General features: G+C 72.2%; 19 protein-coding genes, 1 other RNA gene and 2 pseudogenes. 11 read left to right on the top strand and 11 right to left on the bottom strand.

Annotated elements, in window-relative coordinates; translation table 11 throughout:
- Positions 1–22: 22 nt before the first annotated feature.
- Together ACF062_RS03045 and ACF062_RS03040 are read right to left on the bottom strand one after the other, a co-directional pair.
- Complete coding sequence (locus tag ACF062_RS03045) at positions 23–268, bottom strand: hypothetical protein (RefSeq protein ID WP_392134904.1); 246 nt, start codon at positions 266–268, stop codon at positions 23–25.
- A 34-nt stretch (positions 269–302) separates the two neighbouring features.
- Positions 303–1,361 (bottom strand): hypothetical protein, encoded by a 1,059-nt coding sequence (locus ACF062_RS03040; RefSeq protein ID WP_392134901.1) that lies wholly within the window; start codon positions 1,359–1,361, stop codon positions 303–305.
- Positions 1,362–1,560: 199 nt separating this feature from the next.
- Between ACF062_RS03040 and ACF062_RS03035 the strand changes: the two genes are divergently transcribed.
- From ACF062_RS03035 to ACF062_RS03020, 4 genes are all read left to right on the top strand, one after another.
- A complete protein-coding gene (locus ACF062_RS03035; protein WP_392134899.1) occupies positions 1,561–2,649 on the top strand; it encodes an ABC transporter substrate-binding protein in 1,089 nt (362 codons plus the stop codon).
- A gap of 198 nt (positions 2,650–2,847) precedes the next feature.
- Positions 2,848–3,699, top strand: coding sequence for a Nif3-like dinuclear metal center hexameric protein (locus ACF062_RS03030; RefSeq protein ID WP_392134896.1), 852 nt, complete (start codon positions 2,848–2,850; stop codon positions 3,697–3,699).
- Complete coding sequence (locus ACF062_RS03025; RefSeq protein WP_223779006.1) at positions 3,696–4,439, top strand: zinc ribbon domain-containing protein; 744 nt, start codon at positions 3,696–3,698, stop codon at positions 4,437–4,439. Before ACF062_RS03030 ends, ACF062_RS03025 begins: the two co-directional genes overlap by 4 nt.
- Positions 4,440–4,451: 12 nt before the next feature.
- Positions 4,452–5,813, top strand: a complete 1,362-nt coding sequence (locus ACF062_RS03020; protein WP_392134893.1) for a bifunctional RNase H/acid phosphatase — start codon at positions 4,452–4,454, stop codon at positions 5,811–5,813.
- A 13-nt stretch (positions 5,814–5,826) separates the two neighbouring features.
- Here ACF062_RS03020 and eda read toward each other — a convergent pair whose 3' ends face one another.
- Both eda and ACF062_RS03010 read right to left on the bottom strand, forming a co-directional pair.
- Positions 5,827–6,486 (bottom strand): bifunctional 4-hydroxy-2-oxoglutarate aldolase/2-dehydro-3-deoxy-phosphogluconate aldolase, encoded by a 660-nt coding sequence (gene eda / locus ACF062_RS03015; RefSeq protein WP_392134890.1) that lies wholly within the window; start codon positions 6,484–6,486, stop codon positions 5,827–5,829.
- A 74-nt stretch (positions 6,487–6,560) separates the two neighbouring features.
- Positions 6,561–7,004 carry a VOC family protein gene (locus tag ACF062_RS03010; protein ID WP_392134888.1) on the bottom strand — a complete coding sequence of 148 codons (444 nt, stop codon included), beginning with the start codon at positions 7,002–7,004 and terminating at the stop codon, positions 6,561–6,563.
- Between the two features lie 114 nt (positions 7,005–7,118).
- Here ACF062_RS03010 and ACF062_RS03005 point away from each other — a divergent pair, with 114 nt between their 5' ends.
- Entirely contained in the window at positions 7,119–7,745 is a 627-nt protein-coding gene (locus tag ACF062_RS03005) for a TetR/AcrR family transcriptional regulator (protein WP_392134885.1), read from the top strand.
- Between the two features lie 113 nt (positions 7,746–7,858).
- Here ACF062_RS03005 and yaaA read toward each other — a convergent pair whose 3' ends face one another.
- A complete protein-coding gene (gene yaaA, locus ACF062_RS03000) occupies positions 7,859–8,659 on the bottom strand; it encodes a peroxide stress protein YaaA (RefSeq protein WP_392134884.1) in 801 nt (266 codons plus the stop codon).
- 147 nt (positions 8,660–8,806) lie between these two features.
- On the opposite strand from yaaA, the gene ACF062_RS02995 reads away from it, so the two are divergent.
- Entirely contained in the window at positions 8,807–10,303 is a 1,497-nt protein-coding gene (locus ACF062_RS02995; protein WP_392134881.1) for an RNB domain-containing ribonuclease, read from the top strand.
- A gap of 59 nt (positions 10,304–10,362) precedes the next feature.
- On the opposite strand, the pseudogene ACF062_RS02990 reads toward ACF062_RS02995, so the two are convergent.
- Positions 10,363–10,479, bottom strand: a pseudogene (locus tag ACF062_RS02990) (MerR family transcriptional regulator); the annotation flags it as partial.
- Positions 10,480–10,558: 79 nt separating this feature from the next.
- Here ACF062_RS02990 and ACF062_RS02985 point away from each other — a divergent pair.
- The 5 genes and pseudogenes from ACF062_RS02985 (at position 10,559) to rnpB (ending at position 13,870) form a co-directional block, all read left to right on the top strand.
- Entirely contained in the window at positions 10,559–10,981 is a 423-nt protein-coding gene (locus ACF062_RS02985) for a DUF4260 family protein (protein ID WP_392134878.1), read from the top strand.
- Entirely contained in the window at positions 10,974–11,531 is a 558-nt protein-coding gene (locus tag ACF062_RS02980; protein ID WP_223774339.1) for a TetR/AcrR family transcriptional regulator, read from the top strand. Before ACF062_RS02985 ends, ACF062_RS02980 begins: the two co-directional genes overlap by 8 nt.
- 121 nt (positions 11,532–11,652) lie before the next feature.
- Positions 11,653–12,558, top strand: coding sequence for an AraC family ligand binding domain-containing protein (locus ACF062_RS02975; RefSeq protein ID WP_392136480.1), 906 nt, complete (start codon positions 11,653–11,655; stop codon positions 12,556–12,558).
- Positions 12,555–13,385, top strand: a pseudogene (locus tag ACF062_RS02970) (DMT family transporter); the annotation flags it as partial. The gene ACF062_RS02975 and the pseudogene ACF062_RS02970, both read left to right, overlap by 4 nt.
- A 79-nt stretch (positions 13,386–13,464) precedes the next feature.
- Positions 13,465–13,870: RNase P RNA component class A (gene rnpB, locus ACF062_RS02965), an RNA gene on the top strand.
- A gap of 322 nt (positions 13,871–14,192) precedes the next feature.
- Here the strand turns inward: rnpB and ACF062_RS02960 are convergent.
- The 5 genes from ACF062_RS02960 to ACF062_RS02940 all read right to left on the bottom strand — a co-directional run bounded on the left by ACF062_RS02960 (position 14,193) and on the right by ACF062_RS02940 (position 22,728).
- Positions 14,193–15,209: a hypothetical protein gene (locus ACF062_RS02960; protein ID WP_392134875.1), complete on the bottom strand. Its 1,017-nt coding sequence runs from the start codon at positions 15,207–15,209 to the stop codon at positions 14,193–14,195.
- A gap of 189 nt (positions 15,210–15,398) precedes the next feature.
- Positions 15,399–16,028, bottom strand: a complete 630-nt coding sequence (locus tag ACF062_RS02955) for a hypothetical protein (RefSeq protein ID WP_392134872.1) — start codon at positions 16,026–16,028, stop codon at positions 15,399–15,401.
- Between the two features lie 156 nt (positions 16,029–16,184).
- Positions 16,185–17,621 carry a DUF6177 family protein gene (locus ACF062_RS02950; protein ID WP_392134869.1) on the bottom strand — a complete coding sequence of 479 codons (1,437 nt, stop codon included), beginning with the start codon at positions 17,619–17,621 and terminating at the stop codon, positions 16,185–16,187.
- Complete coding sequence (gene eccCa / locus ACF062_RS02945) at positions 17,618–21,631, bottom strand: type VII secretion protein EccCa (protein WP_392134866.1); 4,014 nt, start codon at positions 21,629–21,631, stop codon at positions 17,618–17,620. The genes ACF062_RS02950 and eccCa overlap by 4 nt, the downstream gene beginning before the upstream one ends.
- A complete protein-coding gene (locus ACF062_RS02940) occupies positions 21,628–22,728 on the bottom strand; it encodes a type VII secretion protein (protein ID WP_392134863.1) in 1,101 nt (366 codons plus the stop codon). The genes eccCa and ACF062_RS02940 overlap by 4 nt, the downstream gene beginning before the upstream one ends.
- Positions 22,729–22,733: the final 5 nt, after the last annotated feature.

Raw genomic sequence — 22,733 nt, 5'->3', positions numbered from 1 at the left:
TGGTGGTGCGTGCTTCGGTGCGTCAGGAGTCCGACGGCTGCCTGCGGTGGCGGCCCCTCGGCGCGGTGGCCTCGTCGTGCTCGGCCACCGGCCCGCGGTGCCTACCGGCGCCGGACCGTGCGGTCGAGGTCGCGGCGGCCATCGCCTGCCGCGGATCGGTCTCCCACTGTGTCTCGCGCTGTGTCGTCCACGGCGTCTCCCGCTGTGTCGTCCACTGCGTTTCCGTCTGTGTCTCCGTTATGGCCTCGGTCGACATCTCTCTACTCACCCCGTAAGAAGATCCTTCGTGCAGCCGGGCGAGTCTAACCGGCCGCCACCCGCCCGCCGAGGGGCGCCTGTTGCAGGGGCACGGGCCGGGGCGCGGGGGGCGGTACCGGCTTGAGCGACGGCGCGTCCGGCAGCTCCTGCGGGGGCGCCGTCACCCGCGCGACACCGCAGGGCACGTCCCGCGTCACGTACGGAAGTCGCAGCACGCCGTCCCGCGTCCAGTGCCCCGAACCGGCCAACCAGCCCACGGGTGCGGGCAGTTGCCGAATGCGCCGCTCGGCGGGCCGCCAGACGCCGAGCCAGGTGCCCGCCGCGCCGTCGATCCGCAGCGCCACCGCGCAGCCCTCCGGGAGGAGCGTCTGTCCCGGCTGGATCGCGAACGGCGTGACGGCGCAGTCCGCGAGCCGCAGCGACTCGGGGAAGCGGACGGGGAGGGTGCCGCCGAGCACGCCCCAGCCGAGCCGGTCGTGGCCCGGCGCGTTCGAACGGATGAGGAGCAGGCCGCTGTCCGCGTCGGCGAGCAGCAGCCGGTCGTCGCTCCCCTCGGCGATCTGGAGCAGCGGAGACACCTCGCCGCCCCGCTCCAGGTCGACGGCCACCGTCTTCACGCACCCGGCCGACTCCCGGTCCAGGGCGAGCAGCCGCCCCGTACGGTCCAGCCAGACGCCGCCCGAGCAGCGCCCGGGCACCTCGGCGACGTGCTCGGGGCCGAAGGAGCCGCCCGCCACCAGCCATACGTCCGTCGAGCGGGCGCCGACCGCGAGGGCGTAGGCACGGGTGCCGTCCGGGGCGGGCGGCAGCAGGCTCAGCCCGCCCTCGCACTCCACGCCGCCGAGAGGGATCTCACCGGTCTCCGGGCCCGTGGGGTAGAGCAGCGCGAAGGCGTGGCGTCCGTCCACCAGGCGGTGGATGAGGACGCGCCCGTCGCTCAGCGGCAGCACTTCGGTGCCGGGCTCCTCGGGCTGGTGGCCGGCGAGCGGCACCGCGTAGGGCTCGGGGGAGTCCAGCGTCCAGCGCTCGGGGAACCAGGAGTCGCCCCGCCGTGCGAGCCGTGCCGCGTAGGAACCGTCCGCCGTGATCGTTGCCGCTGTCATGGTCGGTGTCACCTCCGCCTTCGACGCTAGGTTCGTACGCGCTGACGTGGGGTGCACGGCTGTCCGCTTCACACAGAAGGGTGGAGATGTCCCGGTTGGCCTGAGGGGGCGGGGGCGGTTGTGCTGCGCGGGGCGGCACTGCCTAAAGTCAGGCGGACCTGAGCTCGGCCGGTCCGGGCAGCGCACCTTTGGAGTCCCGATGTCCGAGTTCCCCCGGACGGCACGAGCCGTACGGTCCCGGTCCCCGCGGCGCGGCCGCCGCGCCGCCGCGACGGTCGCCCTCGCCGTGACCGCCGCGCTCACGCTCGCCGCCTGCGGCTCGGGCGGCGACGGCTCCGCGAAGTCCGACGACGGCACCGGCAGCAAGGCCGTCGCCCAGGGCGGCGACGACTTCGCCGAGGCCGCCGAGCGGACGGCGAAGATGGGCACGACCGCGAAGCCGGGCCAGTTCCCGCGCACGATCGAGCACGCCCGCGGCGAGACCGAGCTGAAGAAGCGGCCCCGGCGCGTCGTCGTACTCGACGTGGGCGAGCTGGACAACGTGGTCTCGCTGGGCGTCAAGCCCGTCGGATACGCCCCCACCGAGGGCGACGACGGCGTCCCCGGCTACCTCGAGAAGGAGGCCGGCAGCCCCAAGGACGTCGGCACGATCAACTCCCTCAACCTGGAAGCCATCGCCGCGCTCAAGCCGGACCTGATCCTCGGCAGCGAACTGCGCGCCGCCAAGCTCTACCCGCAGCTCTCCGAGATCGCCCCGACGGTGTTCTCCATCCGCCCCGGCTTCACGTGGAAGGAGAACTACCTCCTGAACGCCGCCGCGCTCGACGAGACCGCCAAGGCCGAGGAGGAGCTCGCCGCGTACGAGAAGCGGGCGAAGGGCCTCGGCAAGGAGATCGCCGCCTCCCACGGCGGCAAGAAGCCGACCGTCACGATGCTCCGCTACATGCCGGACCGCATCCGCCTCTACGCCAAGGCGTCCTTCATCGGCACGATCCTCGACGACGCGGGTCTGCCGCGGCCCGAGAACCAGCGGATCAACGACCTCGCCACCGAGATCAGCCCCGAGAAGATCGACCAGGCCGACGCGGACTGGATCTTCACGGGTGTCTACGGCGACGCGAAGAAGACGGGCCGCTCCGCCGCCGAGAAGAACCCGCTCTGGAAGAAGCTCGGCGCGGTGAGGAAGGGGCACGCGAAGGACGTGCCGGACGAGACGTGGTACCTGGGCCTCGGCGTGACGGCGGCGAACGAGGTCCTGTCCGACCTCAAGACCAACCTCGCCCCGTAAGGGGCGCGGGGAACTGCGCGAGCAACCACAGAAGAGCCGCAGACGCACCCGCTCAGAACTCGGCAGTCGCGTCTGCGGCTCTTGAGGGGCCGAACGAGCAGTGCCCCGTGCCCCACCGGGAAGGGGCGTTCCGTAGCCGCCCGGCCACTCAAGGTAAGGCCAGGTATGCCGAGCGCAGCGGGAAGGTAGCCTTTCCCCGTGCCCCGTCTGTCTGAAGTCATCGCCGCCCTCGACGCCCTGTGGCCCGCCGATCTGGCCGAGAGCTGGGACGCGGTCGGCACGGTCTGCGGCGACCCCGACGCGGAGGTCTCCCGGGTCCTCTTCGCCGTCGACCCCGTCCAGGAGATCGCCGACGAGGCGGTGCGGCTCGGAGCCCAGCTCCTGGTCACCCACCACCCGCTCTACCTGCGCGGTACGACGACGGTCGCGGCCTCCACCTTCAAGGGCCGCGTCGTCCACGACCTCATCAAGAACGACGTCGCGCTGCACGTCGCGCACACCAACGCCGACCGCGCCGACCCGGGCGTCTCCGACGCGCTCGCGGGCGCCCTCGACCTGCGGGTCGTACGCCCCCTCGTGCCGGACCCCACCGACCGCCACGGCCGGCGCGGGCTCGGCAGGATCTGCGAGCTCGAACACCCGCTGACCCTCGCCGAGCTGGCCGAGCGCGCGGCGAAGCGGCTGCCCGCCACCGCGCAGGGCATCCGCGCCGCGGGCGACCCGGACGCGCTGATCCGCACCGTCGCGGTGAGCGGCGGCTCCGGCGACAGCCTCTTCGACGACGTGCGCGCCGCCGGTGTGGACGCCTTCCTCACCGCCGACCTGCGCCACCACCCGGCCTCCGAGGCCCGCGAACGCACACCGCTGGCGCTGCTCGACGCCGCCCACTGGGCCACCGAGTGGCCCTGGTGCGAGCTGGCCGCAGCCCAGCTCGATCAGATCTCCGACCGCAACGGATGGGGCCTTCGCGTCCACGTCTCGCACACGGTCACCGACCCCTGGACCGCCCACGCGGCCTCTACTCACGACACACCTGGAGCCCCCAACTGAACGCCGCGCCCGCCGACCAGATCCGACTGCTCGACGTCCAGGCCCTGGACACCCGACTTCAGCAGCTCGCGCACAAGAAGAGGTCCCTTCCCGAGCACGCCGAGATCGAGTCGCTGACCAAGGACCTCACGCAGCTGCGCGACCTCCTCGTCGCCTCGACGACCGAGGAGGGCGACTGCGCCCGCGAGCAGACCAAGGCGGAGCAGGACGTCGACCAGGTCCGTCAGCGCGCGGCCCGCGACCAGCAGCGCCTGGACTCCGGCGCGGTCTCGTCCCCTAAGGACCTGGAGAACCTCCAGCGCGAGATCGCCTCGCTCGCCAAGCGCCAGGGTGACCTGGAGGACGTCGTCCTGGAGGTCATGGAGCGCCGGGAGTCCGCGCAGGAGCGGGTCGCCGAGCTGACCGAGCGGGTCTCCTCGATCCAGGCGAAGATCGACGACGCGACGGGCCGCAGGGACGCCGCGTCCGAGGAGCTCGACCGCGAGATGGCCACGGCCACCAAGGAGCGCGAGGTCGTCTCGGCCTCCATCCCGGCCGACCTCCTCAAGCTGTACGACAAGCTCCGCGCGCAGCAGGGCGGCGTCGGCGCGGCCAAGCTCTACCAGCGGCGCTGCGAGGGCTGCCGCCTTGAGCTCAACATCACCGAGGTCAACGAAGTGAAGGCGGCCTCCCCCGACACCGTCCTGCGGTGCGAGAACTGCCGTCGCATCCTGGTCCGTACGTCCGAGTCCGGCCTGTAAGGACCCTGCTCCATGCGCGAGTTCATCGTCGAGGCCGATGGCGGCTCCCGGGGCAACCCGGGGCCCGCGGGCTACGGCTCGGTGGTCATCGACGCGGCCACGGGGGAGACCCTGATGGAGGCCGCGGAGTACATCGGCGTCGCGACGAACAACGTCGCGGAGTACAAGGGCCTGGTGGCCGGCCTGAAGGCGGCCCACCAACTCGACCCGACGGCCTCCGTCCACGTCCGCATGGACTCCAAACTCGTCGTGGAGCAGATGTCGGGCCGCTGGAAGATCAAGCACCCCGACATGAAGCCGCTCGCGGCCGAGGCGGCGCGGGTCTTCCCGTCGTCCCAGGTGACGTACGAGTGGATCCCGCGCGAGAAGAACAAGCACGCGGACCGGCTCGCCAACGAGGCGATGGACGCGGGCAAGCGGGGCGTGGCGTGGTCGCCGTCGGCGTCGACCGCGGAACTGGACGCGAGGGCCGCGCGCGCGGCCGCCGCCGCACCGGAGCCGTCCGGCCCGCCGGGTGACGCGGTGGCCGGGGCGGCGAGGGCGCGGGCGGCGCTGGCGGGGGCGAGGCCTTCGGCTGACGTGACGGCGACCCCCGTGGATGATGCGACCGCCGTCGCCGGTGAGGCTGTCGTGACCGGTGAGGCCGTCGCGCCCGGCGGGGCTGTGGCGACCGGTGAGAGCGCCGACCGGCGGGCGGCGAGCGGCGCGGCGCGGACGACCCCGCCCGTCGGCTGGGCGGCCCCCGCCGACCTCGGAGCGCCCGCCACCTTCGTACTGCTGCGGCACGGCGAGACCCCGCTGACGCCCGAGAAGCGCTTCTCCGGGAGCGGCGGCACCGACCCGTCCCTGTCCGCGGTGGGGCGTGAGCAGGCCGAGCGCGCGGCGGCCGCCTTCGCGGCGCGCGGCACGATCCAGGCGATCGTCTCCTCGCCGCTCAAGCGCTGCCAGGAGACCGCGCACACCGTCGCCGCCCGCCTGGGACTCGACGTCCACCTCGAGGACGGCCTGCGCGAAACGGACTTCGGGGCCTGGGAAGGGCTCACCTTCGGCGAGGTGCGCGAGCGCCACCCCGAGGAGCTGAACGCCTGGCTGGCCTCACCGAAGGTGGCGCCGCCGGGCGGTGAGTCGTTCGCGGCGGTCTCCCGCCGGGTGGCCTCCGCCCGCGACCGCCTGACGTCGGCGTACGCGGGCCGCACGGTCCTGCTCGTCACCCACGTGACGCCCATCAAGACCCTGGTGCGCCTGGCGCTCGGCGCCCCGCCGGAGTCCCTGTTCCGCATGGAACTCGCGGCGGCCTCGGTATCAGCGGTGGCGTACTACGCCGACGGCAACGCCTCACTGCGCCTCCTGAACGACACGTCGCACCTGCGGTAGGGCGCCCGGAGCGTCACCGCAGGGTGGAGGCCTCCCGCGCCAAGGACTCCACGCGCGCCCAGTCCTTCGCCGCGACGGCGTCGGAGGGCAGCATCCAACTGCCGCCCACGCAGCCGACGTTCTTCAGCGCGAGATACGTCGGCGCGGTGCCGGGCGTGATGCCGCCGGTCGGACAGAAGCGGGCCTGGGGCAGTGGGCCGCCGAGGGACTTGAGGTAGGCGGTTCCGCCGGCGGCCTCCGCGGGGAAGAACTTCATCTCACTGACGCCGCGTTCCAGCAGTGCCACGACCTCCGAGGTCGTCGAGACGCCGGGCAGGAACGGCACCCCGGACCCCTCCATGGCCTCCAGCAGCGACTCCGTCCAGCCGGGGCTGACGAGGAAGCGGGCGCCGGCCGCCACGGAGTCGGCGACGTTCCGCGCGGATATCACGGTGCCGGCGCCGACGACCGCGTCCGGCACCTCGGCGGCGATGGCCCGGATCGCGTCGAGCGCGACCGGCGTCCGCAGCGTCACCTCGATCGCGGGCAGGCCCCCGGCCACCAGGGCCCGCGCCATCGGCACGGCGTCGGCGAGGTCCTCCACGACGACCACGGGGACGACGGAGGCGAGGTCGAGAACGGACGGGGCGGGGGACGGTGCGGCGTACGGCGCGGAGGGCGAGTCAGGAACCATGGGGGCATAGTGCCCGGCACCGTGCAGCACACGCAAAGGGCGTTGCGCATGCTGCAACCGAGCTGCCGGTCGGATCAGCCGTCCTGTGGTGCGTGCCCGGGTGTGTACTGCTCCGCGTACTCCGCGCCCGCCGCCACCACGGTGATGACGTCGATCAGTACGCCGTCCGGTGCGGCGACGATGAAGTGGCGCTGCCCGAACTCCTCCGTCCGCAGGGAGAGCAGCTCCGGCAGGCCCGCCTGCCCGACCAGCCTGCGGTATTCGGCGTCGACGTCGTCGACCTCGAAGTTGAGCAGGAGGCCGCCCCGCACCGGCGTGCGGTGCCCTTCCGGGAGGGTGGGGTGGGTGTGGTCGAGCAGGGCGAGTTCGTACTGCGGGGCGTCCGGGCGGTGGAGGCTCACGTACCAGTCGGCCTCGAAGGTCGCCTCGAAGCCGAAGTGGCGGACGTAGAAGTCGCGTGCGGCCGCCACGTCGCGGGTGGCGATCACCGGATAGAAGCTGCCGAGCTCGGTCTTCATGGCGGGTGGCTCCTCTGCTCGTCGTAAGGGTGCTCGCTTTGGCGTACTTCGGGTATGTGGAACGGGACGCTAACATACCCGGGGTATGTGAAACGGTGAGAGGAGACGGGCGGGATGGCGGTCACCAGGGCCGAGCAGCGGGCGGCGACACGGCGGGCCCTGTTGGCCGAGGGGCGGCGGAGATTCGCCGCGGACGGATACCACGCCGTGGTCCTCGCCGACGTGGCGCGGGCGGCCGGGGTCACCAAGGGGGCCGCCTACCACCACTTCGCGAGCAAGGCGGGGCTGTTCCGCGCGGTCGTCGCCGAGGTGCAGGAAGAGCTGGGGGAGCGGGTCGCGGCCGCCGCCGAGCGCCACGAGGACCCCTGGGAGCAGTTGCTGGCGGGCTGCCGGGCCTTCCTTGCCGCCGGGCGCGACCCGGTGGTGCGGCGCATCGTCCTGGTCGACGCGCCGGCCGTGCTCGGGTGGGACGAGTGGCGGGCCATGGACGAGGAGGGTTCCGCCCGGCACCTGGCCCAGGCGCTGGACACGCTGGTCGCTTCCGGGGTCATCGCCGAGCAGCCGGTCGAGCCGTTGGCGCGCCTGCTGTCGGGAGCGATGAACGAGGCGGCGCTGTGGCTGGCCCGCGGGGGCGACGCCTCACCGCAGGCGCCGGCCCTGACGGAGCGGGCGCTGGAGCGGTTGCTGGGCGGGCTGCGTGCGGGGGGAGGGGGCGGCTCGGTGGCGGTCGACGGGGGGTGACCGGGGGACTGGGGGGCGTGTACGAGTGCCGTGCGCCGCTGCCGTGCGCGCCGCGTGGCGGGCCGGGCCGAAGCCGGCCCGCGGTCACGGTGTGCCGTTCTCGGGCGCTCCGCTCAGTGCACGTCCCGTACCACCACGTCCAGCGCCCACGGCCTGCCCGCCTTCGCGGGGGGCTCCGCCTCCACCACATGCCCCAGGTCCCGCAGCGCTTCCACCAGCTCGGCGGGGCCCTCGGGCCGGGCGCCCGTGGTCAGCAGGGACCGGACGATGCGGCCCTTCGTCGCCTTGTTGAAGTGCGAGACCACGGACCGCTTCTCGACCCCGTCCACCAGCTGCGCGTGCAGCACCCGCACGGTCGCCGTCCGCCCCGCCACCTCGCCCTTGGGCTTCCAGGCCGCCGCGTACGCCGACGACCGCAGGTCCAGGACCAGCCCGTCGCCCGCCGCCTCCGGCATGACGGAGGCCATCGGCGTACGCCAGAACGCGCCGAGCGCCCCGAGGCCCGGCAGCTTCACGCCCATCGAGCAGCGGTAGGAGGGGATCTTGTCGCTCACACCGACGGCGCCCCACAGCCCGGAGAAGACGAGCAGGGAGCGGGCGGCGCGGCGCTTGGCGGCGGCGTCGAGCGAGGCCAGGTCCAGGGCGTCGTACAGCACGCCCGTGTAGATCTCCCCCGCGGGACGGGCGCCGGCCGTACGCAGCCCGGCGTTCTTGGCGACCTCGCCCCGCAGCCCTTCGCTGAGCCCGAGCACGAGCCGCGCCTTCTCCTCGTCGGCGGCGCACAGCTCGACCAGCTCGTCGAGCACGGCCCGCCGAGCCTCGGCGAGCCCCGGCAACGACAGCGTCTCGGGCTTGAGCGGAGCACCCCGCCCGGACGAGGCCTTGCCTTCGGACGGCGGCAGCAGGACGAGCACGAGCGGACTCCTTAGGCGGTACGAGGGAGGGGGTGCGGCCCCTGCGAAAGGGTACGGGGTGTGGGGTCCTTGCCGGGGGGCGTGGGGGCGGGGAGGCGCTCCCCCGTTCGGCATGCCAGGAGCAGCGGTCCGCCATACGCTCGGGTCATGCCGCGCCGCCAGCTCCGTGTGACCGGCGCAGCGGAGGCTCCGTTGCGGGCCGCGCTGCGTGCACTGCGTACGACACTCGACGTGCCCGACGCCTTCCCCGCCGACGTCCTCGCGGAGGCGGAACGCGCCGCCGCGGCGCCCCGGCTGCCGGACCACGACGCGACGGACATCCCCTTCCTCACCATCGACCCGCCCACCTCCGTCGACCTCGACCAGGCCATGCACCTGTCGCGGCGCGAGGGCGGCGGCTACCGCGTGCGGTACGCGATCGCCGACGTCGCGGCGTACGTCACGCCCGGTGGCGCGATCGACGCCGAGGCCCACCGCCGCGTCACCACCCTCTACTTCCCCGACGAGAAGGTCCCGCTGCACCCCACGGCCCTGAGCGAGGGCGCCGCCAGCCTGCTCCCCGGCCAGGTCTGCCCGGCAGTCCTGTGGACGATCGACCTCGACGAGGACGGCCGCGCCGATCGCGCCGACGTACGCCGCGCCCTCGTACGCAGCCGGGCGAGACTGGACTACGAAGGGGTGCAGCGCGCCATCGACGACGGCACGGCGGAGGAGCCGGTCGCCCTGCTGCGGGACATCGGGACACTGCGCGAGCGCCTGGAGGTCGACCGCGGCGGTATCTCACTCAACGTGCCCGAGCAGGAGATCGTCGAGCACGACAACCCCGATAACACAGGCAACACCGACGACGCCGACGCCACCGACGGCACGTATGGCACGTACGAACTCGCCTACCGCGCGCCCCTGCCCGCTGACGGCTGGAACGCCCAGATCTCCCTGCTCACCGGCATGGCCGCCGCCCAGCTCATGATCGACTCCGGTACGGGCATCCTGCGGACCCTGCCGACCGCCCCTGACGGCGCGGTCGGCCGCCTGCGCCGCACCGCCAAGGCGCTGCACGTCGACTGGCCGCACCACGTCCCGTACGCGGAGCTCGTACGGACCCTCGACCCCCGGCAGCCGCACCACGCCGCCTTCCTCCAGGAGTGCACGACGCTGCTGCGCGGCGCGGGCTACACGGCGTTCAGCGGCGGCGAGATCCCCGAGCACACCCTGCACGCCGCGGTCGCCGCCCCCTACGCCCACTGCACCGCACCCCTGCGCCGCCTCGTCGACCGCTACGCCTCCGAGCTCTGCCTCGCGGCCTGCGCGGGCGCGGGCGTCCCGCAGTGGGTACTGGCCGCCCTGGACGAGCTGCCCAAGGAGATGGCGGAGGGCACCCGGCGCGGCAACATGGTGGAACGGGAGTGCGTGGACATCGTCGAGGCCGCGCTGCTCAAGGACCGGATCGGCGAACTCTTCGACGCGGTGGTGGTGGACGTGAAGGGCCACGAACCGACCGCTGGCACCGTGCAGTTGACCGACCCGGCGATCGTGGCCCGCGTCGAGGGCGGCCCCGCGGAACTGCCGCTGGGCGAGCGCCTGCGCGTACGCCTCACGCAGGCGGACCCGGCGAAGGCGAAGGTGCGGTTCACGCCCGCGTGACGGTTCGGCCGACAGCCGCGTGAGCGCGGGGCGCGATCCCTGAGCGTCCACGGGTCCCCGCGCTTCTTGATCACGGCCTCCTGCCGAGCGAGGTCCGCGTCCAGCTCGGCGAGAACCTCCGTGAGGTTCCGGCCCGCGTCGTCGGAGAGGACGTCACGTACTTCGGTGAGGCCGAGCGCCCTTGACGGCTAACGGCGTTAGCCATAACGTGGCAGGGCCAAAGCTAACGCCGTTAGCCACTCAGGGGGAGCCCGCATGGCCACCGTCACATCCAGCACCACCGCGAAGCCCACCGCCCTCGCCGTCGTCCGCCGCGTCGCCTGGTTCGCCAACGCCGTGGTCTGGTCCGTCCTCGCCGTCCTCGAAGCCGTCGACCACGGCTGGGTCGCGGGCCTGCTCGCCGTCTTCTTCTTCATCGCGCCCGACCTGACGTTCCTCGTCGGCCTCCGCGACGCCCCCCACATGTCGCGAGGCCAACTCCCGCCCCGCGCCGTCCCGTTCTACAACGCCGCCCACCGCGCCCTGGTCCCCGCCGCGCTCATCGTCGCCGTCCACACCGTCGGGCAGGCGGTCTGGGCACCCGTCCTCGCGGCCCTGTGCGGCTGGCTCGCCCACATCTCGTACGATCGCGCCTTCGGCTATGGACTGCGTACGAAGGAAGGGTTCCAGCGTGGCTGACCAGCACGGGACGCACGGTCGCCCGGCGTGGGGGCGACACCTCACCCCCCGGGCCAGGGAGATCGTCGCCGCGGCCCGGGAGCTGCTGGAGGAGTCCGGGGCTGAGAAGCTCACGATGCGTCTCCTCGCCGACCGGCTCGGCATCAAGGCGCCCTCCCTCTACAAGCACTTCCCCGACAAGTCCGCGGTGGAGGTGCAGCTGATCGCGCAGATGCTGGACGAGTCCGCCGCGGTCTGCGAAGCCGCCGAGGCCGAGGCGCCGGGCTCCCTCGACGCCCTCACCGACGCCTACCGCGCCTACGCCCTGCGCCACCCGCACCTCTACCGCCTGGCCACTGAGCGCCCCCTCCCGCGCCACGCCCTCCCCGAGGGCCTGGAGGAGCGGGCCGCGGCTCCCCTGATGCGGGCCTGCGCCGGGGACGTCGACCTGGCCCGTGCCCTATGGGCGTTCGGGCACGGCATGGTCATCCTGGAGATCCACGGACGGTTCCCGGACGGCGTCGACCTCGACGCGGCATGGCGGAAGGGCACGCGGGCGTTGCACTCCTGAGAGAGCGTGAGGGTACGAGGGCGCAGGCCGCGCGGCGCGGCTCCGGGGGAGTGGGCAGCACATGGGCATAGGTGGCATGGACGACATGGGCGACATGGACGTCATCAACGACTCGGATGTCATGGATGGCCAGGCGGCACAGACGGCGGGGCGTCCCCGCGAGCACGCACACTGGGCCAGGGCGCCCCTCGGTCCGGGCGGCGACTCCCTCGACCTGCTGACCGCCCGTTTCGACCGGCATCGCTACGCCCCGCACTACCACGAGGAGTTCACCGTCGGCGTCTGCGTCAGCGGGACCGAGATCATCGACTACCGGGGCGGGCGGCTGCACGTCGGGCCGGGCTCCATCGTCGTCCTCGCCCCCGGAGAGGTGCACACCGGCGGCCCCGGCGCCACCGACGGCTACGCCTACCGCGCCATGTACCCCGCGCCGTCCCTCCTCACCGAGGCCATCGCCACCCCGCCGCACTTCCCCGACCCGCTGGTGGACGACCCCCGGCTGGCGGCGGCCCTGCGTGCCGCCCACACCGAGCTGAGCGCCCACGCCGACCCGCTGGAGGCCGAGTCCCGCCTCCCGTGGCTGCTCACCGCGCTCGCCCGCAGACACGGCGGCGCCCGCCCCCTCACCGACCACGCCACCCTTGGGCGCGGCCCCGGCGCCGACCACATCACCCGCACCGTCCGGGACCGGCTCGCCGACGAACTCCTCGCCCCGCCCTCCCTCGCCGAACTCGCCGCCCCGCTCGGCCTCTCCCGCTACCAGCTCCTGCGCGCCTTCCGTACGTCGACGGGCATGCCGCCCTACGCCTGGCTCGCCCAGCACCGGGTCAAGCGGGCCCGCGCCCACCTGGAGGAGGGCCTGCGCCCCGCCGAGGCGGCCTCCCTCGTGGGCTTCGCCGACCAGGCGCACCTCACCCGCTGGTTCCGCAGGGTCCTCGGGGTGACCCCGGCGGCGTACCGCGACAGCGTCAGGCCGCAACAGCGTTCAAGACAGAGGGCGCCGGCGCGGCCGAGACTGCCCGCATGACGGCACGCGCCTGGTTCCTCTTCTCCCTGATGGGTGTCCTGTGGGGCATCCCGTACTTCATGATCAAAGTGGCGGTGGACAGCGACCTGTCCCCGTCGATGGTGGTCTTCACGCGCTGCGCGCTGGGCGCGGCACTCCTGCTTCCGTTCGCCGTACGACAGGGCGGACTGCCCCGCGTACTGAAAACCCACTGGCGCCCCATGCTGGCCTTCGCCTGCGTCGAGATCATCGGCCCGTGGTGGACCCTGACCGACGCCGAGCGCCGCATCTCCAGCTCCACGGCCGGGCTGCTCATCGCCGCCGTCCCGATCATCGGCGCGCTCCTGGCCCGCTTCTTCGGCGACACGGAACGCCTGGGCGCCCGCCGCCTCACGGGCCTGGGCCTCGGCCTGGCGGGCGTCGCGGTCCTCACCGTGCCGCACCTCACGGGCGGCGACGCGTGGTCCCTGACAGAGGTCATGCTCACCGCGCTCGGCTACGCCGTGGCCCCCCTGATCGTGGCCCGCCACCTCCGCGACGTACCCACCCTCCAGCTGATCGCGCCGTGCCTGGTCCTGGCCGCCTTGGTCTATGCCCCCGCGGCGGCGACGACGTGGCCCGGCACGGTGCCCGACACCCCCACGCTCCTGTCCCTCGCGGGCCTCGGCGTGATCTGCACGGCCCTGGCGTTCGTCGTCTTCCTCGAACTGATCCGGGAGGCGGGCCCGACCCGGGCGGTCGTCTTCACCTACGTCAATCCGGCCGTCGCGGTGGCCGCGGGCGTCACGTTCCTCTCCGAGCCACTGACGGCGGACGTCGTGGCGGCCTTCGCGCTGATCCTCGCGGGTTCGTTCCTGGCGACGGCGGCGACGGCGGGCACGGCGCCGGGGCGGACCCCCCGCCGGGTAACATGGTCGGCACGGCAGACGAGCCGGGCGGACGGCCGCGTGAAGACCCCTTCGGGGACCCTTCCCGAGGAACGTCCGGGCTCCACAGGGCAAGGTGGTGGCTAACGGCCACCCGGGGTGACCCGCGGGACAGTGCCACAGAAAACAGACCGCCGGGGACCTCGGTCCTCGGTAAGGGTGAAACGGTGGTGTAAGAGACCACCAGTGCCCAGGGTGACCTGGGCAGCTAGGTAAACCCCACCTGGAGCAAGGTCAAAAGGAGCGCGGTAAAAGGCGCTCTGCGCGGACGTTCGAGGGCTGCCCGCCCGAGTCCGCGGGTAGACCGCACGAGGCCGGCAGCAATGCCGGCCCTAGATGGATGGCCGTCGCCGCGATGTCCGCGAGGACCCGCGGCACAGAACCCGGCGTACAGCCCGACTCGTCTGCCCGTCAGGGCCTCTGGCCGGCCAAGGGTGGCCGGCCGGGTCCCGCGACTGCACTCGGCCGCCACATGCCTCCGCACCGCCACCGGCCGCTTCCGCCCCCGACCGGATCAGCTCCCCGCACCGTGAGTGCGAGATCCAGAGCGTCGAAGCGGTCAAACTCTGAAGTCTCGATCTCGGAGAGCGCGTCTTCAGCGCGCTCTTGACGATCGGTTCCATGGCTTCGACCGCGTTGTCCACGGGGAAGTTGTGGCGGGAAATAATCTTGGCCATGTGTTCCCCTTCCTCAGTAGATCTGTAAATGCTCTATTGCGGAGCACGAAAACTAGTACTTGCCCGACAGATCCTCCAGGTCATCCAACGAAGGAGCTCCCTCAGGGGCATCCTCACCTATAGAGCCGATCTCTGGACGTGGAGTCACCTGAGTGAGCCATTCCAGCGCCTTGAGCGGAGTGAGACCCTGATTGTGGGCGTCCCGAAGCAACAACAGCCACTGGACGCCGGCCGCAAATGCCGCATCGCCAGCGGCAGTTCGAGGCTCGTAACCTGCCGCATCATTGTTAACGGAAGCCCACACATAGCCCAGCGTTTGCGTTTCGCGCTGAATTGCAAAGTAACGCACAGGACTGTCTGTTGTCTCCGGGTACTCGTCTTCCGCTGGAGGAAGTCCGGAACGAAGTCGGCGCGACCGGGCCGCGATCTCAAACGTTCCCCAAGAGTCGCTGTAGGCGGGGCCCTCGGTCCGCGGGTCCTCAAAACCCGCTTCCGTCGGGGTGGCGTGACGGTTTGGGTCGCCAGGTTCGGGGTTGCTGCCGAGCAGGGCTGAAACTTCCGTCAGAGCAGCTGTGAGCCGTGGGGCATTCTCTGCATGGACCGCAGCCTGCTCTCGCTCACGCGTGTCCATTGTGAGCCATGCATCGGAGTAGGTTTCCAGAGTCACTACGGTCAGACTGCTCTTCCAGACGTCTACCTGGATGGCGAACAGCTGCTCTGCACGATGCTTCACCCCAGACTCCAGCCAGATGCCGGGGCATCGAATCCGGAGGCTCACAAGAAGATCGCCCTGGAGCGACCCCGCCTGCTCCACGGCTTCCGAAAGAGCAGTCCCCGGCCTCAGCGGGTCGGCTTCCAGGATCAGGCCCGACATGTCGAGATGAACGTTCCGCATGTCATTTACGGAACGAACCGAGAGGCTGGCCTTACCTGCAGGTACGGCCAGCTCGTGGTTGGCCAGGATGCCCCAGATCGAGACGGCTGTCTCCGCGGCTCCGGCAGCGGTGGCGCCATCACCGCTCGAAGTGATTTCCCAAGTCCAGTCGCCGATAGGGTCAGTGGTGATCACAGCATGTCCTTGGGGTCAGTCTTGCTACCTGGCGGGATGACGAGTGTTCCATCCTCCAGACGGACAACGAAAGTGATGCCCTCACCCTTCGGCCCGCGCCCGCCGCGGTGGCTTCGGACTTGGCCAGCTGAAGCAAATACTTGCCTCTACTGATTTCACTCACCGGATCCACGGGATCGTTGAGGTGTTTCATCTGGTAGGAGTAAACCTCGCCGGACTCACCTGTGATGCGGATGTCTGCATCGGCACCGACTGGGACCTTATGTTCGAAAGCAATGGCGTCAGCAGGCACCCCGCTCCTGACGAGATCGTCGGCAAAGAGGATCTGGTCGGCACCGGGCTGGTACATAGCCTCTTTTCGTGCTCCCAAGGACGATACGACTTGGCCGAACTCGTAACTTTGGTTGAAGCGGCCGGACGCAATGACGTCAGCGACCCGTTGTCCGTTGGCTTCTGAGGCAAGTCTGGCGAGCACCCTCTCGAGGACGTCAGGCCCGCGACGGTCGGCAGTTTGCTGACCGCCTTGCCGCCCACCGTGAGCCCGGCCGAGAGGGGGTCGGCGTACGTGCCGATCTTCGCGCCGATTCCGGCGGCTTTCACGCCGAGGCCCGCCTTGCCGGCGACGGAGCCGCCCCTGGCGAGTGCGCCCAGTGGTCCGGCGCCGAGCGTGAGGACGTTGAAGGTGGTGGTCCCGGCGGCTTGGACCGGGTGCTCCTCCCACTGGTCCCAGGCGACCATGGCCTTGCCGACCTCGCGGGCGGCGGCCTTCTGCCGCTTGTGGATGGCCGTCGCCGCGACGTCCGCGAGGACCCGCGGCACAGAACCCGGCGTACAGCCCGACTCGTCTGCCCGTCAGGGCCTCTGGCCGGCCAAGGGTGGCCGGACGGGTCCCGCGGCAGCACTCGGCCGCCACATGCCTCCGCACCGCCACCGGCCGCTTCCGCCCCCGACCGGATCAGCTCCCCGCACCGTCCGTCACGCTCCCTCCTGTGTCCGCTTCAGGTGCCGGCTGAGCTGCTGCAGTGTCGCCCAGGAGCCTGGGTCGGTGCCGTCTCCCAGGGGGTAGTGGAGTGCGGGCCGGGCCGCGGGGCCGAGTTGGGTGGGGCGGGCGCCGGCCTGTGGGTGCTGGGCGTGGCCGCGGCCGATCTCGTTCACCGCGTCCGCGCCCAGGGTGAAGGCGAGGGGAATCGGCGGGGTCTCGAACCTGGGCGGGACGGTGAGGTCCCGGTCGGCGGTGCGGAGTGTGGTGAGCATGGAGGCCAGGCCGTGCTCGGTGGCGAGGGTCTCGGCCAGCGGGGCGACGGCGTCCAGGGGCGGGGCTTCGTCGGCGCCGTATCCGAGGGTGAGGACGATGTGCTCCTCGATGCCCGACGAGGTGTGGGTGACGCGGGTGGTGGCGATGGCCGGGCGGTCGGGGGAGCCGATGGTGGTCAGCCACGTGGGGGCGGACCTCTGGGCACGGGAGCGGGCCAGCTCGGTCATCTGGCGTCGGGACCAGGGCAGACAGATGGGTTCGGCGGTGGACCAGCCGGCCGGTGAAGTACCGGTGAGGGCCTGCCAGGCGGCTTCCAGGGCGCCGCCGAGCAGGAGGTGTTCGTCTGCGGCGTGGGTCGTGTGAAGGGAGAGACTCAGCTGGCGCGCGCCCGGAGCGTCGGGTGCGGTCCTGGGTTTGAAGGCTTCGGCCACCCGGGTGTTTCCGTCCGCGGACCTCACCGGCGTGAAGTGGCCGTCCTGCCAGTGGAGTTCGGCACCGGAGAGGCCGTCGTAGTAACCGCAGTCGGGGTCCTGCACGACCCAGCGGTTGGGTTGCCCGTGCAAGGCGGTGCGGGTGGGCAGGGTGAGCCTGGTGTGTGGTGGCGTGACGATCTGAAGGGCCAGGTCGCCGGCGGCAGCCGTGCGCAGGGCGTCGGCCAGCCAACTGGTGATCGCCACGACGGGGCGGTCCTGGATGACGACCGCGGCCTTGTCGGTGAGGACGTCGACGGCGGGAGGTGCCGAGTCCGGTGCCGGGGCGGCGGTGGCGGTCTCGGGGGTGAGCGGGACGACATCTGTGTGGGCCGCTTCCGGCGGCCAGACCGTGCCGTCGAGCACGGCGGCAAGGCGTCCGGCGAACGAACCGGCGAGCCGCTCGCCCTCCTCGACGGCGGTGGAGGCGCGGGCTTCGGTCCACCAGAACGGGACGTGGGGAGCGGTCGCTTCGGCTCCGAGCAGGCGCTGTGCCTCGCCGGGGACCTGAATGAGGAGGGGCGCTTCGACGGAGACGAGAGGGCGGCCGTTCGGGGTGCAGAGCTGGACGACGGCTCCCTCGTGCACGCCGGTGACGCCCAGGGAGGGGCCGCCCGCGAAGAGCCCGGCGAGCAGGACGTTGATGTCGGGCATCGTGGGCGTGAGGGCGATGACGTCCTTGGTCACGGTCGCTGGGTCTCCGTGTCGATCGTGCCGGTCTCTGGGGCGAGGGCGGTCTGGATGAGCTGGTGGCGTCGGCCCCGGCGGACCAGGGTGCCGCGGCCGGGCGGCTGGGGGGAGGCGTAGAGGCCGGGGAAGAGCTGGCCTTCGGTGCGGTCGCCGGTCATGAGCAGGGCGGTGGTTCCGGTCTCGCGCAGGGTGGTGAGGAAGGGCTCGTACAGGGCGCGGGAGGCTCCGGCGACGCGGCGGGCGATGACGAAGTGCAGGCCGATGTCCTGGGCGGAGGAGACATAGGGCAGGAAGGGCGCCAGGGGCTGCTGGCCCGCGGTGGTGAGGATGTCGTAGTCGTCCACGAGGATGACGATGCGGGGGCCGGTGAAGCTGGGCCCGTCGGCGATCGTGTCGGGGTCGGCGGTCTCCGGGAGGCGCTTTTCGAGTTCGCCCGCGATGCCGGTGGCGAGGGCGGCGGCGAGCTTGGCGTTGTGGGCGTAGCCGCCGCGGTAGGGCTCGGGGACGGTGCCGCGCAGACCCCGGCGCGGGTCGAAGACGCCGAAGACCAGGTCCTTGTCGCCGTGGCGGTCGATGAGCTGCTGGGTGATCAGCTTCAGCAGGTTCGTCTTGCCGCATTCGTTGTCGCCGAGGACCAGCAGGTGCTGGTCGCTGCCGAACAGGTCGAGGTGGGCCGGGGCGAGGGCGTCCTGGTCGACGCCGAGCGGGATGCGGGAGGGCTCGGCGGTGGGTGAGGGCAGTTTCGCGGCGGGCAGCGTGGTGGGCAACACCCTTACCGGTGCGGCTAGTTCGCCGTGCCAGCTCGCCCGCAGCGTGCGGGCAGCGCTCTCCAGGGAGGGGCCGAGGTCGCCGGTGGCGGGGCGGCCGTCGATGCGGGGCAGGGCGGTCTGGGCGAAGAGCTTGGCGTCGGTCAGGACCCGGCCCGGGGTGTCCGCGGTCAGCGTCTCGGACAGCTTGCGGTCGACACTCGAGTCCGAAGGGTCGTTGAGACGTAGCTCGACACGCGAGCCGAACATGGACTGGGTGGCGATGCGTACGTCGTTCCAGCGCAGCATGCCCGCCACGATGTGGAGGCCGTAGCCACTGCCGCGTTTGAGGAGGTCGGCCACGGTGTCGTCGAGCTCGGAGAACTCGTCGCGCAGCGCGCCGAATCCGTCGATGAGCAGGACGATGTCGGTCGAGCCGAGTTCGGTCAGTCTGCCCCGCGCCCGCAGGTGGCGCAGCTGGTCGACGGAGTCGATCCCGTGCTCACGGAACAGCTCTTCGCGCAGGGCGAGTTGGGCGCGGACCTCGGCCACGGTGCGCGCGGCGCGTTCGTGGTCGGCGCGGCCCGCGATGCCGCCGACGTGCGGAAGACCGGCCAGGGCGGAGAGCCCGCCGCCGACCAGGTCAAGGCCGTACACGGCGACGTCGGCAGGGGTGTGGGTGAGGGACAGGGAAAGCGCGAGGGTGCGCAGCAGGGTCGTCTTGCCGGACTGCGGGCCGCCGATGACGGCGGTATGACCGCCCGCGACGGTCAGGTCCAGGAACCAGGGTTCCTGCCACTGTTTGGCCGGGTCGTCGAGTACGCCGAGGGGTACGCGCATCGCGTCATCGCCCCGCCGGGCGAGGTGAAGGCCGCGTTCGGAGGCTTGGACGGGGCCGGCGGCCTGGTCGAGGGTGAGGGCGTCGGGCAGCGGGGGCAGCCAGATGCGGCGTACGGGGGGAGCGGCGGTGCGCAGCTGGTCGACCATGGCCGAAAGGACCGTCGGGCCGGTCTCCCGCTCCCGCATGGCGGGTTCCGCGGGCGCGTCGGCCTGGGGGGCCTGCCCCGTGTTGTAGGTGGGATAGAGCCAGGCGAGGGGTTCGTCATCGGACTGGCCGGTCAGAGCCGGGCCGCGGTGTGCGCCGGAGACGTAGCCCGCTTTGAAGCGTTCATACGTCGATGTGTCGACCTTGAGATAGCCGAAGCCCGGCAGTGGCGGCAGCTGGAAGGCGTCGACCGTGTCCAGGACGGTGCGGGACTCATCGGCGGAGAAGGTGCGCAGGCCGAGCCGGTAGGAGAGGTAGGTCTCAAGGCCCTTGAGCTTGCCGGATTCGATGCGTTGGCTGGAGAGCAGCAGGTGGACGCCGATGGAGCGGCCGATGCGGCCGATGGAGAGGAACAGGTCGATGAAGTCGGGCTTGGCGGTGAGGAGTTCGCCGAACTCGTCTATGACGACGAAGAGGTGGGGCAGTGCCTCCAGGTCGAGTTCGGGATGTTTGGCGCGAAGGGCGGCGTAGTGGCCGATGTCCGCGACGTTCCCGGCGTCCTTGAGGACCTGCTGGCGGCGCTTGACCTCGCCGGCCAGGCTGGTGTGGACACGTTCGACGAGTCCGGCCTGGTTCTCCAGGTTGGTGATGACCCCGGCGACGTGCGGGAGTTCGTTGAAGGGGGCGAAGGTGGCGCCGCCCTTGTAGTCGACCAGGACGAGCGCCAAGTCCTCGGGGGAGTGCGTGGCGACCAGGGCAAGGACGAGGGTGCGCAGGAGTTCGCTCTTGCCGGAGCCGGTCGCGCCGACGCAGAGCCCGTGCGGGCCCATGCCCAGCTCGGAGGACTCCTTGAGGTCCAGCAGGACTGGTTCGTGCCGGTCGTTGAGGCCGATGGGTACGCGCAGGAAGTCGCGTTCGCCGCGTGGCGCCCACAGTCGCTTCAGGTCGAGGGCGGCCGGGTCGTCGATGCCGAGGAGGGTGGGGAAGTCGACGGGACCGGAGATCGGAGTGCCCTCGGCGGCGGACTCGGCCGACAGGCGCAGCGGGGCGAGCATGCGGGCCAGGCCTTCGGCGCCGGGAACGCTGACCGCGTCGGTGGTTCCGTGCCCGGGCGTCGCGTCGGGGGTGCGCAGGTCCTCGACGGTGACCTTCTCGCCGTCGACGGTGATCCGCACCGACACCTGGTCGGGTTCGTGCACCTGCTGTTCGAGCAGGTGGAGCACGGTCACGCCCATGCCGGCGAGGTCGACGGCGGTGTCCGGGCGGGGTAGTTCGGCGGCTGTGCTGCCGTGGCAGTCGCTGACCACCAGGAGCCGGTCGTTCATCCGCAGCGCGTTGCGGTCGGAGAGGCCGCGGCGCACTTCGGCGGCGTAGGAGGAACGGCGTCGCAGGTCCGGGGCGCACTGGCGGGCGAGCTGGTCGAGGCTGGGCGCGATGCGCCGGGCGGCGACCGGCCCGTCGTCCCGCAGTGTGTCGAGGACGTGCGGCAGCCACTTGGTCCACTCCCACTCGTCCAGGCGTTCGCCGGGCACGCCGAGCGCGATCGAGACATCGTCCGGGGCGTGGGTCACGGCGGCCTGGATCAGCAGAGCCCGGGCCACCCGGAGTACGTCCTCGCGTTCGCCGATGACGCTGACGTTGCCCGCGCGGTCCAGGGGCGCCATGAGGGGGAAGTCGGTGGCGGTGGTGAACCGGTGCTGCAGGGCCCGTGCTTCGTTCAGCATGAAGGGGTCGGGCGGGGTCAGCACACCGCTGCCCGAGTTCTGCCCGATCTCCAGGCGCTGCACGGGTACGTCGCCGGTGCCGAGCCGCACGCGCAGGAAGTCCGCGTCGAGACGGCGTCGCTCCCACAGCCGGGCCGGGTCGCGCACCAGGTCGTACAGGGCTGCCGGAGGCGGATTGAGGACCCGTGCCCGGCGCCGCAACTCCCGCTCGACGGCGCCCAGTTCCTCGCGCTGCTCCTCGACGTACTCGAGATAGCGCTCGCGCTGGGCACGCCGGGTGCGCTGGGCCTTGCCGCGCTGGGAGAGGAAGAGGGCGACCGCGCCGAGCAGGGCGAAGACGAGGACGATGGCGCCGACGGCGGCGAACTGGCTGTTGCGGATGACGGTCATCATCACGACCGAGCCCATGACGCCGGCCATGGGCAGGAGCGCGGTGGCGGCGTTGCCCATCTTGCCCTCGGGCAGGTTCGGGGGCGGCTCGATGGTGCGCTCGGGCGTGGTGTCCAGTGGCCGGGTGGAGCGGGCCGGGCGGTGGATCAGGCGGTGGGTCATCGCACCCGCACCGCCCGCCCCATCGCCTCGGCCGCCAACCGCACGGCGGCGTCCCGGGAGTTCTGGCCGAGCATGCCGGTGTGGATGGGGCCTCCTTGGGCCAGATGACGGTCGTAGGGCAGGGTGACGACGGCCGCCCCGGTCTCCCGCAGATGCGCGGTGGCGGCCTTCAGGTCGAGTGTCGTGTCGGGGGAGTTGGCGGACAGCGCGACCACGGTGGTGGCCAGGGCCGAGTGCGGCAGCTGGGCCAGCCAGTCCAGGACGATGCGGGTGCCGCCGACGCCCTCGGCGGTCATCGGGGCGACGACCACGCGGGCGTGGGCGGTGTCCATGGCGGTGCGGGCCACCTCGCCGGGCAGGGTCTCGCAGTCGACCACGGTGACGGCGAAGTAGCGGCGCAGGGCGAGGGTGACGGTGCGGTAGGTGGGTACGTCGAGCGGGGCGCCGACGCGTCCCCGGCTCGCGGGCAGCAGCCAGCCGCCGTCGGTCACGGGGACCAGGTAGCCGGTGACGTCGGTGAGCCGCATGGCGGGGCTCAGGACGTGGGCGAGGTCCGCGCAGGCCCAGCGCACCGACTCGGCGCCGAGGCGGACCGGCAGGGTGCCGAGCGCGGCGTCGGCCTCCAGGGCGAGGACGGGGTCGTGCCGGTAGTGGTTGAAGGTCCGGGCCAGGAGCGCGGAGACGGTGGACTTGCCGACCCCGCCCCGGATCGACGTGACGGCGATGACACGGCCGGTGGTGACCGGCTGCTGCACCTCGCGGGCGAGCCGGGTCTGCTCGGTGACCTCCTGGCCGGCCGACGCGGTGAGCTTGCGCAGCGAGCGTCCGGTGCGGCGGACCGCGGAGTCGCCGTGCTGCGGGCTGCCCAGGGCGCGGGCCAGGCGGGGGTCGACGGTGGGGACGGGCTCGGGGGCGGGCATGGGGATGCGGGGGTCGCGGGCGTTGCCGGGTACGGGGCGGGCCGGAGCCGTCGGCTGGGGAGCGGGCCGTCGGTCACTGTCCGCTCCGCGGAGCACGTCGGCCGGTTCGACCGCCGGGCCGATGCTCGCACCGAGATCCCTCAGTACGTTCCGCTGCCAGTCGTCTTCGTGAGCCATGCCGA

The organism is Streptomyces sp. NPDC015345 (genome assembly GCF_043078805.1).
In the GTDB taxonomy this organism is placed as follows: domain Bacteria; phylum Actinomycetota; class Actinomycetes; order Streptomycetales; family Streptomycetaceae; genus Streptomyces.
Note: the sequence above shows the minus strand (reverse complement) of the source record. Positions and strands in the feature narration are given on the sequence as shown.